This window comes from Qipengyuania sp. B-5, from assembly GCF_056857815.1.
Genome location: NZ_JBSXNU010000053.1, coordinates 194,373 through 209,674 on the forward strand (window position 1 = coordinate 194,373; position 15,302 = coordinate 209,674).

The following is a 15,302-nucleotide window of genomic DNA, read 5'->3' on the forward strand; positions in this document are numbered from 1 at the left end:
GCATGACGCTCCAGAAACTCCTTCCCGACGAGATCGAAGCGCTCGCCCAACGCGTGGTTGACGAGAATAAAGCGGCTGGTCGCAAGATAGTGGTGGCGGAAAGTTGTACCGGGGGGCTGGTTTCGGCGGCACTTACCGAAATCCCTGGATCATCTTCCATTTTCGATCGTGGTTTCGTTACTTATTCGAATGAAGCTAAGATGGAAGCGCTCGGCGTCCCGCTGGATATCATCGAAACCTTTGGCGCGGTCTCAATCGCCTGTGCCTGGGCCATGGCGAAAGGCGCTCTTGCGGCGAGCAATGCGGATGTTGCAGTGGCAATCAGCGGCGTAGCTGGTCCTGGCGGCGGAACAGCGCTCAAACCTGTGGGAACAGTTGTGTTTGCGCGGGTGGTGCGAGGCCATGAGGGAGCACCGGAAGGCGAACTGAAGAAGTTCGAACCGACTTCGCGCGCTGACATTCGTAGCGAAGCCACCATATGTGCGCTGGAACTGCTGTTGCCCTAAAGATTGGCCGCCGCGTTTTCACGGCCGTAGAGTTCGTCCGCACGGTTTTCGAATGCCTCGACCATCTTACGGAATGCGCGATCGAAATATTGCCCGGCCAACGCTTCGAAGACGGCATTACGGAAGGTAAATTCCACGCAAAAGTCTATTTCGCAGCCACCGTCCGGTAAACTCTTGAAAACCCAGTTGTTATCGAGGTCCTTTAGCGGCCCATCCACGTAAAATACTTCGATGTGCTCGGGACGGTTCTTGATCACGCGAGAAGTGAAACGCTCACGGATTGCCTTGAAGCCGACCAGCATGTCGGCCTCCATCTCGGTTTCGCTATCGCTACGCACCCGTGTGGCGACGACCCAAGGCAGGAATTTGGGATAGTTCGCCACATCGGCAACGAGGTCGAACATTTGCTCGCGACTATAGGGAAGACGGCGCGTTTCGCGTATTCCAGGCATCAGGCCTTCGTCCTTGCCTGCTCCTTCGCCAGCCGCTCTTCACGTGCAGCTTTCATGACTGCAAAATCCTCGCCCGCATGATAGCTCGACCTCGTCAACGGGCTCGATGCGACTTGCAAAAAGCCTTTCGCCCGCGCGATCGACCCATATGCGGCGAAGGCTTTAGGGGTGACGAAATCCTCGACATTCGCATGTTTTGGTGTTGGCTGAAGATACTGCCCCATAGTTATGAAATCGACATCGGCACTGCGCATATCGTCCATGACCTGATGAACTTCGAGGCGTTGTTCGCCCAGTCCGAGCATGATCCCCGACTTGGTGAAGATCAGCGGATCATGCGCCTTCACTTCTTCCAACAACCTGAGAGAGGCATAATAGCGCGCTCCGGGCCGGATCGTGGGATAAAGGCGCGGCACCGTTTCGAGGTTGTGGTTGTAAACGTCTGGGCCTGCTTCGCAGATCTTTTCGACCGCCGTGCGCATCTTGCCGCGGAAATCGGGTGTAAGAATCTCGATAGTCGTTCCAGGAGTCTCACGGCGAAGCGCTTTGATAACCTTCACGAACTGGTCGGCGCCGCCATCCGGCAAATCGTCACGATCTACACTGGTTATGACGATATGATTGAGGCCCATCTGGCCAGCTGCAATGGCGACGTTCTCGGGCTCCATCGGATCGACCAGCCTCGGCATCCCTGTCTTCACGTTGCAGAAAGCACAGGCACGCGTACAGACATCGCCAAGTATCATCACCGTGGCATGCTTCTTGTCCCAACATTCGCCGATATTCGGACAGGCCGCTTCCTCGCACACGGTGTTGAGCGACAGGTCGCGCATCAACTTGCGCGTCTCGTGATATCCCTTGCTGACGGGTGCCTTTACACGGATCCAGTCAGGCTTGCGTTGCTTGCGAGGCTGTTCGCCTCCGCTATCAGCGGGATTGGGCGTAGAGGAGAGGTCATTCATTGCGCGGCCCATCTAGGCCTCATCCCCCTTTCCCGCAACCTTGGATCGCCTTGCCGAATTGGTATGGTCGGTCTTGCCACGCCCGACGAATTTGGGCAGCAGCGATCACATGAAAACATTCGAGCAGATGATCGAGGGCTATCGTAAATTTCGCGCTACCGAGTGGCGGGAAGAGCGGGAGCGTTGGAAAGCGCTTGCCGAAGGCCAGTCACCTCAGGTGATGGTGATTTCCTGTTCGGACAGCCGGGTAGATCCGGCGCAGATACTCGGCGTGGCTCCGGGCGAAATTTTCGTTGTACGGAATGTTGCTGCTCTGGTTCCGCCATTCGAGACGACACCTGGTCGGCACGGTGTTTCAGCTGCAGTCGAATTCGCTGTCCAGTTTCTCAAGGTACGAGAAATCGTTGTCATGGGTCACGGCTTGTGCGGCGGCTGCAAGGCAGCGCTGACACAAGACCTGCACGGAAACGAGATTGGCGAAGGCGGATTCGTCGCCCATTGGGTAGATATGCTCGACGAGGCTCGCGAACCGATTGCCGCCACTCTCGGAACGGAGGGCCGCGATGCGGAACTTGCGATGGAACTGGAGGCAGTGAAGGTCAGCTTGGCCAATCTTGTAACGTTCCCCTACGTGGCTGAGAAAGTGGATAGCGGTGAGCTAACTCTTCGCGGCGCACATTTTGCGATCTCAGACGGTATTCTGCGCGTGCTGGACAATCATACGGGCAAATTCGTTGCAGCGGATTGACTTGCCCTTGTCGTCACTGCTCGCCATGTGTTCGGCATGGCAGACAAAGACCTGAACAACATCGCCCTGCTGATCGACGCGGACAATACGACCCCTCGAGGGATCGATCCGGTCCTCACCGTTATGGCGGAACTGGGCCAAGTTAATATCAAACGCGCCTACGGCAATTTCGCGAAGAACAACCTCGCCAAATGGGATAAGATCACGCACAAGTATGGCATCCGTCCGCAGCAGCAATTCGATCTGACCGCGGGTAAAAATGCGACGGATATGGCGATGACTATCGACGCGATCGACCTGCTTTATCAGGGCAAGGTTGACGGGTTCGGTATCATGAGTTCCGACAGCGACTTCACCCCTCTAGCAACCAGGCTCAGACAGGATGGCCTTATCGTCTACGGCTTCGGCAGCAAGAACAAGACGCCGGACGCTTTCAAAAGCGCCTGCACACGCTTTATCGATATCGATGCGCTAATTGCGGGGGCATCGGACGAAGCCACCCCGTCCAGAGCACCGGGAGAAAAGGCCAAGGCTGCTATCGACGAGGAGCTGGTTGAGCTCCTAGGGACTGCGTGGAAGGCTGCAAACCGAGACGAGGATGGTTTCGCTCAAATGGGCGAAGTGGGAAGTCTCGCGGGAAATCGATCGAGCTTCGATGTTCGAAACTACGGATTTAAACGCCTGTCGGACCTTTTCCAGTCGATGGATCAATTCAAAGTCGAAAGGCGCGACAACACCCTATATGTAAAACGCCTTCGCTAGATGTGAATGCGGCGCGGATGCCTAATGGACACCGCGCCGCATACTTATCTGGTTTTCAATTGCGATTACGCGCCGGCTTTCTGCGCCGTATAGATTGCCCAGAGATTGGCGATATCCTTGCGTGCACCTTCCACCTTCTTGAAGGTTTCGATGGCTTCGGCATACTTGCCCTGGTCATACTGCGCGATGCCGAGGCGGGTCAGGATCAAAGGCGTTTCCACGCCGGTCATTCCTAGCGCCTTCGTGTAGAATTCCTCTGCCTCGCCTGGCTGGTCATAGCTAAGGAAAGTGTCGCCAGCGACCACCAGGGTCTTGAGAGTGGCTCCCGATGATCGAGCATCAGCGGCAAGGCTCGGCAAATCAGCACGATCGGTTTCGACGCGGCCTGCAGCCTCGCGGCGCGTTTCGGCTATGAAAGGATCGGACTTGTCGACTACGCCGAGCGCACTGCCTTCATCGATCACCGAGACAACTTCGCCAGGATAACGGCGGGGATCTAGGATTTCGACGTACTCTGACAATACGCGCGCATCATTATAGGCCTTCGTACGTCGCGAAAGGCGCAGGAGGTCCAGAACTTCCGGATTCTGGTAATTGTTGGCGTTCAAGGTAACGATTACTGCGTCGCCCCAAACGACATCGCTGGGATAGTTTTCGGCGAGGAGGGCAACGTACTTCGGAGTTTGATCGTTGATCTCGTTTTCGTAGGCAACAGAAAGTCCCTTGCGAATCCAGCTTTCCGGAATTTTCTCACCAGCACTCCGGCGTTCATCGATCTGGGTCGACAGGTAGTTAAGCCCTTCAGCATAATTTTCCTGATCGAAATATAGGTCGGCAATCATGGTGCGCATGTCGTCCGCGCCAAAAGTTCGTTGGCTGCCGTCGGTCATGGTCGCTTCGAATGTATGATTCACTGCGATCGCCCGCTCGAGAGCCGTGCGCGCTGCCGCGATATTGTTCTGATCCCGGTAGGCTTGATAGGCCGCAAAGCTCAGCTGGCCCTCCAGATTGGGCTCCAGAATGCCACTATCGAGCATCATCTCGATACCCTGGAGACGAAGCCCGGCATCATCGGTTTCGTTGCCAAGATTAAGCATCACCCCGCCAGTAGCCCGCTTTTCGTCCGCACTTTGACTAGCGGCGACCAAAGCCGGGATCAGCGCTTTCGCCGCAGCGGGATCTGATGTTTCTGCTTTAAGAGCCGCGTCTACGGGCTGATAGGCAGCGATAAATTCCTTGGAATACTCGGGCTTGCGCTCTTCTTCCTTGTTCTGGGCGTGCGCAGGCTCCGCGATGGCTGTTATGCCTAGCGTGCCGGTGGCCGCTATAAGTGCCAGCGCGACTGCCGAGGCCGAACGCGAAGCATTGTTTTGGCGTGTGAAAATCATTCGAAAACTCCCAAGAGTGGATAGGGGTACGAGCGCAGCAGGCGCAAATCTCAAGAATGGATGCGGCCATTGCCGCTTCTGCGCTCTCATTGCAAATGGTGTAGCCGGAATGCGGTGAACGGTGTTTGAATGCAGACCTGTCCCTCGGTTAATCCTTTCTATCGGTGCAACAGGCACCCATATGTGGAAAAAGCGCACGAAACTGTGCTTCGGTTCCCGCAATCAGTGGCGCTACCGGGCCCCCTCCCCTAAGCTTCGTTGCCTGCACATCTGTCACTAACAGCACATGGATTACCCGAGTTTTGGCTGACGACATCGATCTGATCGATTCCCCCGTACCCAGCGGCGAAGAACACACCCGCATCGACATCGTCGAAGAGATGAAGACCAGCTATCTCGATTACGCAATGAGCGTGATCGTGAGCCGGGCTCTTCCCGACGTGCGCGATGGCTTGAAGCCGGTCCACCGTCGGATACTCTACGCCAGCAACGAAGGTGGGTTCGTTGCAGGGCGACCGTTCCGCAAGAGTGCCAAGATCGTCGGCGATGTGATGGGTAACTATCACCCGCACGGTGATGCTGCCATCTACGATGCCCTCGCCCGCATGACCCAGAGCTGGTCGCTCCGTGTACCTCTGATCGATGGTCAGGGAAACTTCGGCTCGATGGACCCGGATCCGCCCGCCTCGATGCGTTATACCGAAGCAAGGCTTGCCCGAGTGGCAAACTCGCTTCTGGACGACCTCGACAAGGATACCGTTGATTTCGCCGACAACTACGATGGTTCGCGACGGGAGCCTACAGTCCTTCCGGCGCGCTTTCCAAATCTGCTTGTAAATGGTGCGGGCGGTATCGCAGTCGGGATGGCAACCAATATTCCGCCTCATAATCTCGGCGAGGTTATCGATGGCTGTTTTGCCTATATGGACAATCCCGCGATCACGAACGAGGAACTGTTCGAGATCATTCCGGGCCCCGATTTTCCTACGGCCCCACTGATCCTCGGTAAATCGGGCGCACGCGCGGCCTACACGACAGGCCGCGGCTCGATCCTGCAGCGCGCGCGCCACGAAATCGAGGACAAGCGCGGCGACCGCAAATCGATCGTGCTGACTTCTATTCCTTTTCAGGTTGGCAAAAGCGGACTGGTCGAGAAGATCGCTGAGGCCGCAAAGGACAAGCGGATCGAGGGCATTTCCGACATCCGCGACGAATCCAGCCGTCGGGGTATGCGTGTGGTTGTGGATCTCAAGCGAGATGCCTCGCCAGAGGTCGTGCTCAACCAGATCTGGCGTTACACACCGGCACAGGCCAGCTTTCCGGCCAACATGCTGGCGATTAGTGGCGGTCGCCCCGAAGTCCTGACACTGCGTGAATTCATCCAGGCGTTCATCACTTTCCGCGAGGAAGTGATTACGCGTCGTACCAAATACGAATTGAACAAGGCGCGGGACCGGGCACATATTTTGCTTGGTCTTGTGGTCGCCGTCTCCAATCTCGACGAGGTGGTGGCGATGATCCGCAGTGCGCCCACCCCGGCCGAAGCGCGGGCACGCCTGCTAACCAAAGAATGGCCGATCGGGGATATTGCTCAATATATTGCTTTGGTCGAGGCAATCGAGCCGAGCGCGGAGCAGGACGGCGGGACCTACCGCCTGTCCGAACGTCAGGTTAAAGCCATTCTCGATCTGCGCTTGCACCGTCTGACTGCACTGGGACGTGACGAGATTGGTGATGAGCTCAAGCAACTCTCGCTTTCGATCGAGGAATATCTTTCGATCCTTGGCGATCGGGTGAAGCTTTATGGTGTGATGCGAGGTGAGCTGGAAGAGATCAAGGCGGCCTATGCTACACCGCGCGTCTCCGAAATTGCGCCCGCATGGGATGGTATCGATGACGAAGATCTGATCGAGCGTGAGGAGATGGTCGTCACCGTCACGCATGGCGGATATATCAAGCGCACTCCGCTGGATGCTTTCCGCGCTCAGGCACGTGGCGGCAAGGGCCGTAGCGGCATGGCGACGAAGGATGAGGATGCTGTCGTCGAAATGTTCGTAACTTCGACACACAACCCAGTGCTTTTCTTTACGAATACAGGTCGCGTTTACCGAATGAAGGTGTGGAAACTGCCTGAAGGTGGTCCCCAGACCAAGGGCCGCCCTATGGTCAACCTCCTACCGCTGGGAGACGAGGAGCGCGTTACCAATGTTCTGGCGCTGCCAGAGGATGAGAACGAGTGGTCCAAGCTCAACATCGTCTTCGCCACCGAACAGGGTATGGTGCGGCGCAACTCGATGGATGCCTTCACCAATGTTCCCAGCAACGGCAAGTATGCCATGGGTTTCGTGGAAGGGAGCGGTGATCGATTGATCGGCGTAGAGTTGCTGACCGAAGAGCAGGAAATCTTCCTTGCCTCGGATTCGGGCAAGGCGATCCGCTTCTCTGCAACAGATGCGCGCGAAACCAAGAGCCGTACCGGCATCGGTGTGCGCGGCATGAAGCTGAAGGAAGGCCAAAAAGTCGTGTCGATGGCGGTGCTCGACGCTGGCGAGCGCGACACGGAAGCCCGTGAAAGTTATCTTCGCGCAGCCGACTGGAAGAATAACGACAATGAACCGACTCTCGATGCCGAGAAGGCAGCTGAACTCGCCGAGACTGAGGAATTCATCTTAACGCTGACCGCCAATGGCTATGGGAAGATTTCGTCATCCTACGAATATCGGACCATTGGACGCGGAGGCATGGGCCTGACGAACATCGGCGAACCTTCGAGCAATCCCGATCGCAATGGCCCGGTAGTCGCCAGCTTCCCGGTCAAGCACGGTTCGCAGCTGATGCTCGTGACCGATCAAGCCAAGTTGATCCGCTTGCCGATCCGTCTTCGTCATATGATTGAAGGCGGGTTCGAGAATCACGAAGGCTTCTCGATTTCAGGCCGTGGGTCTTCAGGAGTCCGCATCTTCAATGTCGCCAAGGGCGAGCATATCGTCGGGGCGGCGTTGATCGATGAATCCGAGGAACCGGAAAATCTGGCCGAAGAACTCGTTCAGGACGAGATTGCTGCACGTGGAGGAGGTTTGAATCCGACATCTCCGCACACAACTCCGCATTCGGACAAGAATATCGAAGGGGAGCCGGGCGGATAGGGCGAGAGGTCGGGTCAGACCTCTTCTTTGCGGATGGTCTGGATCACTCCCGTCGCGATCAGAAACTGGCCGCTGTAATACAGTGGCCAGACAAGCCAATCGGACAGATCACGCGAGATATGTCCTGCTTCTTGGGCGAAAAGAACCAAGTCGCTCACAACGAAGAGAAGTGCTCCAACCCCCACGCGATAACGCGGAAAGCGGCTTGTCCAGGCCGCTCCTGCCATAGCGCCTACAAGGGCCGCATAAAGCGCTGCGAGCCACCAATTATCGAGCGGATATGTAAGAGTTCCTGCCAGAACGGGTGTAATCACTAGCAACGCCACACCGGCCGCCTTTTGGCTACTGCTTGTGCGCTCACGGCGGTTCGAAACGTAGAGCCCGATAGCGACCATGTGGCCGATTGCAAAAATTGCGCCGCCGGCCAGGAAGCTGAACTGGATCGTCACATCGGCCAACGCGCAAAGGGTCATGACTATAGATATCAAAACGCCATCCCGACCCGGCCCGCGGTGAACAGCGTAAATCGCCAAGAAACCGACGCCTGCTCCCTTCCACAAAGCAAGCCAGCTGCCTCCGACCTTACCGTCCATCATGAAGAAATAGGTAATCGCGAACAGCAGGCTCAAGACCAGGTAAGGCCGATGTTCTATCAGTGCGTGCTTGGGCATATAGTCTTTTCCCCTCTCCCGGCTCCCGCTAGGCCTTGATAGAGGCCATGCGCAAGCACTAGGTGCACAGGCGCAATGACTCATGACATCCAGATCATCGGTGGCGGCCTCGCGGGAAGCGAGCCCGCCTGGCAACTCGCTCGACGAGGCTTCAAGGTTCGCCTGTCCGAAATGCGTGGGAGTGGCGATACGACGCCCGCTCATCAGACGAACGGTTTGGCTGAACTTGTCTGTTCGAACAGCTTTCGCTCCGATGATAGCGATAAGAATGCGGTTGGTTTGCTACATCACGAAATGCGCCGCCTCGACAGTCTTGTGATGTTCGCTGGTGAGAAAGCGCGTGTTCCCGCTGGTAGCGCGATGGCGGTGGATCGCGATGTGTTCTCTGCCGAGGTGCAGCGTGCGCTTGAAGATCATCCGAATGTTACTGTCATGCGCGAGCGCATCGACACACTTCCCGCCTCAGGCCCGACTATTGTCGCCACCGGTCCGCTCACAGCAAAAGCTCTGGCGGAGAGTATTGTCACGGTAACCGGTCAGGACCGGCTTGCCTTCTTCGATGCCATTGCGCCTATCGTACATCGCGACAGTATCGATATGGACATCTGCTGGATCCAGAGCCGTTGGAACAAGCGCAACGAAGCCTCGAACGAGGCGGGCGATTATATCAACTGCCCTATGACGAAAGAGCAGTATCTCGCCTTCCACCAGGGCTTGCTTGACGGCGAAAAGACCGAATTTCGCGAATGGGAGGCCGACACGCCTTATTTCGATGGCTGCATGCCGATCGAGGTGATGGCAGCGCGGGGCGTGGATACGCTGCGCTTCGGGCCGATGAAACCAGTCGGTCTTGATAACCCTCGTGACGCCACTCCCGAGTTCCCGCAAGGTCGCTGGCCCTACGCAGTCGTGCAGCTGCGACAGGACAACAAGCTGGGTACGCTTTGGAACATGGTGGGTTTTCAGACCAAGCTAAAATATGGTGCGCAAATTGAGCTGTTTCGCACCATCCCGGGGCTCGAGAACGCCGAATTCGCCCGCCTGGGTGGCCTTCACCGCAATACCTTTATCAACTCCCCGCTGGTGCTCGACAGGCAGTTGCGGTTGCGCGGCGGTGAGCATATCCGCTTCGCCGGCCAGATTACTGGCTGCGAAGGTTATGTCGAAAGTTCCGCTGTCGGTTTGATGGCAGGAATAATGGCGGCGTGTGAATTGGCGGGTCGTGACTGGTCCCCTCCCCCACGTAGCACGGCCTTAGGAGCGCTACTTTCGCACATCACGGGTGATGCCGAAGCCGAGACCTTCCAGCCTATGAATGTAAATTTCGGCCTCTTTCCGCCCCTTCATGATATCAAGAAGAAGCAGCGCAAAGAGGCTTACACCGCCCGCGCAAAGGAAGAGTTTGGTACCTGGTTGAAAGGACTAGAGGTGGTTCCGGCCTGATCAGCAAGCACAACGCCGCTTCTTGGAAGGCTTGGGCCTGGTCGTGGCGAATTCGCTGGGAGACAATTCACGATCGCCATTGGCATCCGCCCCTTCGAATTTTTCGACCGTAGTTACAGCCCATTCCTCGAAAGTGAGAAGATTATTGCCATCTTTATCAAGCTTTCTGAACCCATCGCTGCGAGAAGAAAGCATTTCGCTGCGCGTTATGCGCCAGTCCCGGTTGCGATCGTAACGGAAGAAACGCCGCTGCTCTTTCGTTAGTTCGCTCGCTTCCGGAGGAGCCGGCCCCTGCATTTCGCCAGGATCGGTGATGGGCAGCGCATCGGGATCGGCCATTTCCTCGGCCAGCGCAAGAGGGTCGGGCGGCGGCGCGGCCTTTTCCACCTCGGCCCGCCCCTGCCACCAGAAAAGCCCTACCCCCATGATCATGAGTGTCACGAGTGAACCGGTAACGAAGGCTTTCACTGGCATGCCTCTCCTCATCTATAGCCTCGACAAGCCTAATCTAAGCACCGAAGATTCCAAGCCTGAGCGCGACAAAGGGGCTGAGACGATCTCCAAACAAAGGCTGGCCGCCACGTTTGAATGCCCGGGCCGCCAGCCCCCCGATAATGGCCAGCGGTCGCAATTCCCTTGGCAAGCGAGGTAATTTCGGAGGCCGGCTCGGATCCAGCGAATTGAAGCAGGCAAAATCGGCTCGTGCCCACATCACGCCGTGCATGGCGGCGGCTGGCGCGCAGTCGGAATAGCCCAGCTGATCGGCCAATCCTTCGAAAAGCGCTCCCCGGCCCTTTGCCAAGGCATCGCCGACGCTTGGTTCCCAAGGAGGGCCGCCGACCAATTCTTCCCATCCGTTCACCAGCGCGACCAGACCGGACTTGCTTGTCGTCCATGCACTCAGCAGGGATGCCAGAAGCGGATCCGGTGGCAAGATATTGGGGTCGCTTCGATCCCGACGAAGTTCTTCGCGCCACCAAGCCAATTGAATTTGCGCGAGCGCGGGTTCGTTAGCCGAAAGAGCAATACGAGCTAGTTTGGCATCCAATAGCAAGCCTGATTCGAGGATGGGCCGAAGGCACGTATTTGCCGAAGCCAGCACCATGGGTGCCCAGTCGGCCAGTTTAGTGTCGCGGCTGTCGATCACTTCTTCCGCTTCGGATTCCTACCCCCACCTGTCAAGCCGACCTGAAACTGGGGACGGGGCTGATACGACTAATTAACCAAAACCAGTGCATAAAAAATAAGTAATGGATTCTTACAAGGCACGTTCGAGTCGAACCGTTCGAGGTGGATGCAGACAATGAGCTTAGCCGAATTTATGCGCCGACTGAAAGTCGACACAAGCGGAAACGCTCTCATGCTCGTCGCCATGGGGGCGCCGGTCTTGTTCGGCACGGCAGGGCTAGGCGTCGACATGGCGCAATATTACACTTGGAAACGTGAAGCGCAGTACGCAGTGGACCAAAGCGCTCTGGCTGGTGCTTGGGCGCGTGGAAACGGCGATACCGGCACTGAATACGAAACCCGCGCTAGCCAGGAATTCTACGCCAATCTTTCGGTGACGAAGGATTACCTGCTGACCCACAATGTTGGCCTGGAAACGTGGGATGGCACTGCTGACAGCAGCGTCATGGTGGATGCCACTGTATCAGCTTCCCTCCCCTTCACCGAACTGGTGCTGGGTGACGGCATGACGATCGCCGTAGAGGCGCAGGCGATCTGGGAAACCACGCAGCAGTTTACAGCGTGTCTATACTCGCTCGATCCAACCTCCACCCGCACCATGTGGTTCAACGGCGGGCCGACAGTCGACGCCGCCTGCGGCGTGGGTGCGCGCTCTAATGCCGAAGATGCCATCGTTACCAATGGCAGTGGTGGAGCTCAGAATATCAATTGGGTCATTGCTGGTGGCACTATCGACGACGGGATGGGCGCATTTGAAAATGCCGAAGTCGTAGAGAATTATGACAACATGGTGGATCCATGGGAAGGACTGACCCCACCTGACAACACAACTCCTCGAACAATAAGTTGCGGCGATGCCACTGCATCGTGGCAGGCCGATGAAACTCAGTCCGATGACGTCACGTTCAAATATTACAGAGGCAAAAACAAGAGCGCAGCGTATTCGGCAGGATCAATAGATTATTCCGGCGAGGGCACGCAATCCCCCTATACTACGACATATCCGACAGAAATTGCGGCTTCTTTCATGAGTGAGCCCAATGATTACTCCCAGCCTGCGGTCCACGAAAATTTGAGTCAAATTGCTGGCAGCGGCCCGGACAGGATATACATCGAAAAAATCACAACGACCCATTTCACCTATGCCAACAAGGTCAATCTCTCTAGCGACACCGATCTTCAGCCCGGCACCTACACCAACTTTGACGTTGGTTGTGATCTAAACATGGCCGGCGGCGTATATGTGATCGATGGGGGTACCCTGAAGATCAACGGAGGAGTCTCGCTTACTGGTACAGGCGTGATGTTCGTCCTGAAGAACGGTGCTGGCATCGACGTCAATGGCGGCGGTAGCCTATATTTGACCCCAATGACAAAGACCGAACTTATCGCAGTGGGCGTCTCATCAGATGATGCAGATCGCATGGAAGACATGCTCATCTTCGAGGACCCGGACTCGCCGGGCAGCTCGGGAAGTAAGATCACGGGCGATGCTGGTCTCGACCTCAATGGAATCATCTACATGCCAAACAGCGACCTGAAGATTGCAGGTACGCCCAATGCGTCTTCCGAATGTATGATGGTTGCCACAAAAACTCTTCAAATCAGCGGTACTGCAGATCTGACCACACTTTGCCCGGCTGGTAAGACGCACGATATCGTCGTAGGCGAAGGTGGCACACGCGTGAGGCTGGTTTTGTGATCCGCCTTTTCGACACTCTCAAAACGGTTGCCGGGGATCGCAAAGGCTCGATGGTCATCGAGACTGCGATCGTTCTCCCCGTACTGGTCATGCTCTGTCTCGGAGGGTTCGAGGTTAGTCGGCTTGTCTCTCGCAATAACGAGTTGCAGATTGCCGTGGCAGAAGCCGGATCGATCGTGCTCGCCTCTCTGCCTGAAGACCAGAGCGACATCGACAAGTTAGAAGAGATCATCGAAACTTCGACGGGCCTTCCCGCCGACAAAGTGACGCTGGTCAAGAAATATCGCTGCAACTCCGATGCCTCGCTTGTGGTTGACCTTTCAACATGCCCTACAGGCGCGGTCATTTCCGAATTCATCGAAATCGAAATTGCCGACTGGTACACCCCGCTTTGGACCGATTTCGGGGTTGGGAACACGGTAAATTACGACCTTACCAGGCGGGTGCAGATTTCATGAGAAGGCCGCCTCTCTTTTCGAGTCTTCGCATCGACGAGCGCGGGACTACGATCATCGAGTTCGCACTCCTGGCGCCGGTGGTTCTCGGTCTCTTCTTCGGAGCGATCCAGATCGGGATCAGCATGCAGGCTTATAATTCGCTACGAGGCGTGGCTTCCGACACTGCACGTTATGCCGTGATCGAATATATGAAGGAAAACACGATCTCCGATAGCGCGATACAAACCAAGGCAATCGCTATCGCACAATCCTCACCTTACATGCTCAACGACAGCGTTGCCGTGACGATAGTACCCGTGGCGACTCCGCGTGTGCATGGCACCTTCGAAAAAACCATGACCATTACGTACACGCCTCCGGACGTGCTGCCATTCTTCGATTTCACCAGCACGCAAATGTCATTCTCGCGGCCGATTTTCGTCATCGACGAGTGATTTAGAGGACTTCCGGGAATCTCTTCGTTACATTGTGCAGCTTAGGGATTTCCCTTTCATCAATCTCGATAACAGACCTTCTTCGCAGCCTTCACGATTTTGGGCGTGTCGATCAGCGCCAGTTTCTCAAGATTTGCCGCATAAGGCAGCGGCACGTCCTCGTTACAAACGCGAGTGACCGGCGCGTCCAGATGATCGAAACCTTCTTCCATGCAGATCGCCACGATTTCAGAGGCAATGGAACAGGTTGGCCAGCCTTCCTCGGCGATGACGAGACGGTTGGTCTTCTTCAGGCTTTCGAGTACAGTTTCTTTATCGAGAGGGCGTAGCGTGCGCAGATCGATCACTTCGGCTTCGATCCCCTTGCCCGCCAGTTCTTCCGCTGCTTCCAGCGCGAGACCGACAGCGATCGAGTAAGCGACTATCGTGACGTCTGTACCTTCGCGCATGATCCGCGCCTTGCCGATCGGCAGGACATGATCGTCCAGCTCGGGTAGTTCGAAGCTTCGTCCATAGACCAGTTCGTTCTCGAGAAAGACCACCGGGTCTTCGCAGCGGATCGCGGCCTTCAGCAACCCCTTCGCATCAGAAGCATCATAAGGCGCAATCACAATCAGGCCAGGGACGCTTGCGTACCAAGGGCCATAGTTCTGGCTGTGCTGCGCGCCCACGCGGCTTGCCGCCGCGTTGGGGCCGCGGAATACTACCGGGCATCGCATCTGGCCACCTGACATATAATTGGTCTTGGCTGCAGAATTGATGATGTGGTCGATCGCCTGCATGGCGAAGTTGAATGTCATAAATTCAACGACCGGACGCAAACCACCCATTGCAGCCCCGGTCCCGATACCGGCGAAGCCGTATTCGGTAATCGGCGTATCGATCACGCGCTTGGGACCGAATTCGTCGAGCAGGCCCTGCGTGACCTTATAAGCGCCCTGGTATTGGGCGACTTCCTCGCCCATCACGAAGACTCGTTCGTCGCGGCGCATTTCCTCGGCCATCGCATCGCGCAGCGCTTCGCGAACAGTGACGGTGGCCATATTGGTACCGTGTGGGATTTCCGGGTCTTTCACACCGGATTTTTTCGCAGGCTTGGTGATCTCGGCTTCTGACGGCTCTCTACCGACGTCCTTCCCCTCTCCGGGCTTATCATCGGTCGCGGGTGTTTCGACGGCAATATCGGATACGTCCTCACCTTCGCCTGCGAGCATCGCGATGACCGTGCCGACGGCCACGTTCTCGGTACCTTCGGGCACGAGGATTTTACCGAGCGTTCCTTCGTCGACCGCTTCGAATTCCATCGTTGCCTTGTCGGTTTCGATCTCCGCAATAATGTCGCCGGCGGTGATTTCATCACCTTCCTGCTTGAGCCATTTGGCTAATGTACCCTCTTCCATCGTGGGCGACAGCGCGGGCATCTTGAGTTCGATAGCCATGGC

General features: G+C 56.5%; 15 protein-coding genes. 8 read left to right on the forward strand and 7 right to left on the reverse strand.

Annotated elements, in window-relative coordinates:
• Positions 1–2 precede the first annotated feature (2 nt).
• On the forward strand, positions 3–506 hold the full coding sequence (locus tag AC13CE_RS13210; protein ID WP_221538989.1) for a CinA family protein: 504 nt from the start codon (positions 3–5) through the stop codon (positions 504–506).
• Here AC13CE_RS13210 and AC13CE_RS13215 read toward each other — a convergent pair.
• On the reverse strand, positions 503–958 hold the full coding sequence (locus AC13CE_RS13215) for a type II toxin-antitoxin system RatA family toxin (RefSeq protein WP_221538991.1): 456 nt from the start codon (positions 956–958) through the stop codon (positions 503–505). The genes AC13CE_RS13210 and AC13CE_RS13215 overlap by 4 nt on opposite strands.
• Positions 958–1,920, reverse strand: a complete 963-nt coding sequence (gene lipA, locus AC13CE_RS13220; protein ID WP_221538992.1) for a lipoyl synthase — start codon at positions 1,918–1,920, stop codon at positions 958–960. Before lipA ends, AC13CE_RS13215 begins: the two co-directional genes overlap by 1 nt.
• Positions 1,921–2,029: 109 nt before the next feature.
• Here lipA and AC13CE_RS13225 point away from each other — a divergent pair, with 109 nt between their 5' ends.
• Complete coding sequence (locus AC13CE_RS13225; protein WP_221538994.1) at positions 2,030–2,668, forward strand: carbonic anhydrase; 639 nt, start codon at positions 2,030–2,032, stop codon at positions 2,666–2,668.
• Between the two features lie 36 nt (positions 2,669–2,704).
• A complete protein-coding gene (locus tag AC13CE_RS13230; protein WP_221538995.1) occupies positions 2,705–3,430 on the forward strand; it encodes an NYN domain-containing protein in 726 nt (241 codons plus the stop codon).
• 65 nt (positions 3,431–3,495) lie between these two features.
• On the opposite strand, the gene AC13CE_RS13235 is transcribed toward AC13CE_RS13230, so the two are convergent.
• A complete protein-coding gene (locus AC13CE_RS13235) occupies positions 3,496–4,818 on the reverse strand; it encodes a hypothetical protein (RefSeq protein WP_221538997.1) in 1,323 nt (440 codons plus the stop codon).
• A gap of 302 nt (positions 4,819–5,120) precedes the next feature.
• Between AC13CE_RS13235 and gyrA the strand changes: the two genes are divergently transcribed.
• On the forward strand, positions 5,121–7,964 hold the full coding sequence (gene gyrA, locus AC13CE_RS13240; protein WP_482972662.1) for a DNA gyrase subunit A: 2,844 nt from the start codon (positions 5,121–5,123) through the stop codon (positions 7,962–7,964).
• Between the two features lie 14 nt (positions 7,965–7,978).
• On the opposite strand, the gene AC13CE_RS13245 is transcribed toward gyrA, so the two are convergent.
• Entirely contained in the window at positions 7,979–8,635 is a 657-nt protein-coding gene (locus AC13CE_RS13245) for a lysoplasmalogenase (protein ID WP_221539001.1), read from the reverse strand.
• A gap of 75 nt (positions 8,636–8,710) precedes the next feature.
• Between AC13CE_RS13245 and trmFO the strand changes: the two genes are divergently transcribed.
• Positions 8,711–10,078, forward strand: coding sequence for a methylenetetrahydrofolate--tRNA-(uracil(54)-C(5))-methyltransferase (FADH(2)-oxidizing) TrmFO (gene trmFO / locus AC13CE_RS13250; protein WP_482972663.1), 1,368 nt, complete (start codon positions 8,711–8,713; stop codon positions 10,076–10,078).
• On the opposite strand, the gene AC13CE_RS13255 is transcribed toward trmFO, so the two are convergent.
• Positions 10,079–10,546, reverse strand: a complete 468-nt coding sequence (locus tag AC13CE_RS13255) for an EF-hand domain-containing protein (protein ID WP_221539021.1) — start codon at positions 10,544–10,546, stop codon at positions 10,079–10,081.
• A gap of 40 nt (positions 10,547–10,586) precedes the next feature.
• On the reverse strand, positions 10,587–11,225 hold the full coding sequence (locus AC13CE_RS13260) for a hypothetical protein (RefSeq protein ID WP_482972664.1): 639 nt from the start codon (positions 11,223–11,225) through the stop codon (positions 10,587–10,589).
• A gap of 156 nt (positions 11,226–11,381) precedes the next feature.
• On the opposite strand from AC13CE_RS13260, the gene AC13CE_RS13265 reads away from it, so the two are divergent.
• Genes AC13CE_RS13265 through AC13CE_RS13275 form a run of 3 tightly spaced genes read left to right on the forward strand, consistent with a single transcriptional unit; the run spans position 11,382 to position 13,860 of the window.
• Positions 11,382–12,968, forward strand: coding sequence for a TadE/TadG family type IV pilus assembly protein (locus AC13CE_RS13265; protein ID WP_221540025.1), 1,587 nt, complete (start codon positions 11,382–11,384; stop codon positions 12,966–12,968).
• A complete protein-coding gene (locus AC13CE_RS13270) occupies positions 12,965–13,426 on the forward strand; it encodes a TadE/TadG family type IV pilus assembly protein (protein ID WP_221540023.1) in 462 nt (153 codons plus the stop codon). The genes AC13CE_RS13265 and AC13CE_RS13270 overlap by 4 nt, the downstream gene beginning before the upstream one ends.
• Positions 13,423–13,860, forward strand: coding sequence for a TadE/TadG family type IV pilus assembly protein (locus AC13CE_RS13275; RefSeq protein ID WP_221540021.1), 438 nt, complete (start codon positions 13,423–13,425; stop codon positions 13,858–13,860). The genes AC13CE_RS13270 and AC13CE_RS13275 overlap by 4 nt, the downstream gene beginning before the upstream one ends.
• A 59-nt stretch (positions 13,861–13,919) precedes the next feature.
• Here the strand turns inward: AC13CE_RS13275 and AC13CE_RS13280 are convergent, their stop codons facing one another.
• Positions 13,920–15,299, reverse strand: coding sequence for a pyruvate dehydrogenase complex E1 component subunit beta (locus tag AC13CE_RS13280; RefSeq protein ID WP_221540020.1), 1,380 nt, complete (start codon positions 15,297–15,299; stop codon positions 13,920–13,922).
• Positions 15,300–15,302 lie beyond the last annotated feature (3 nt).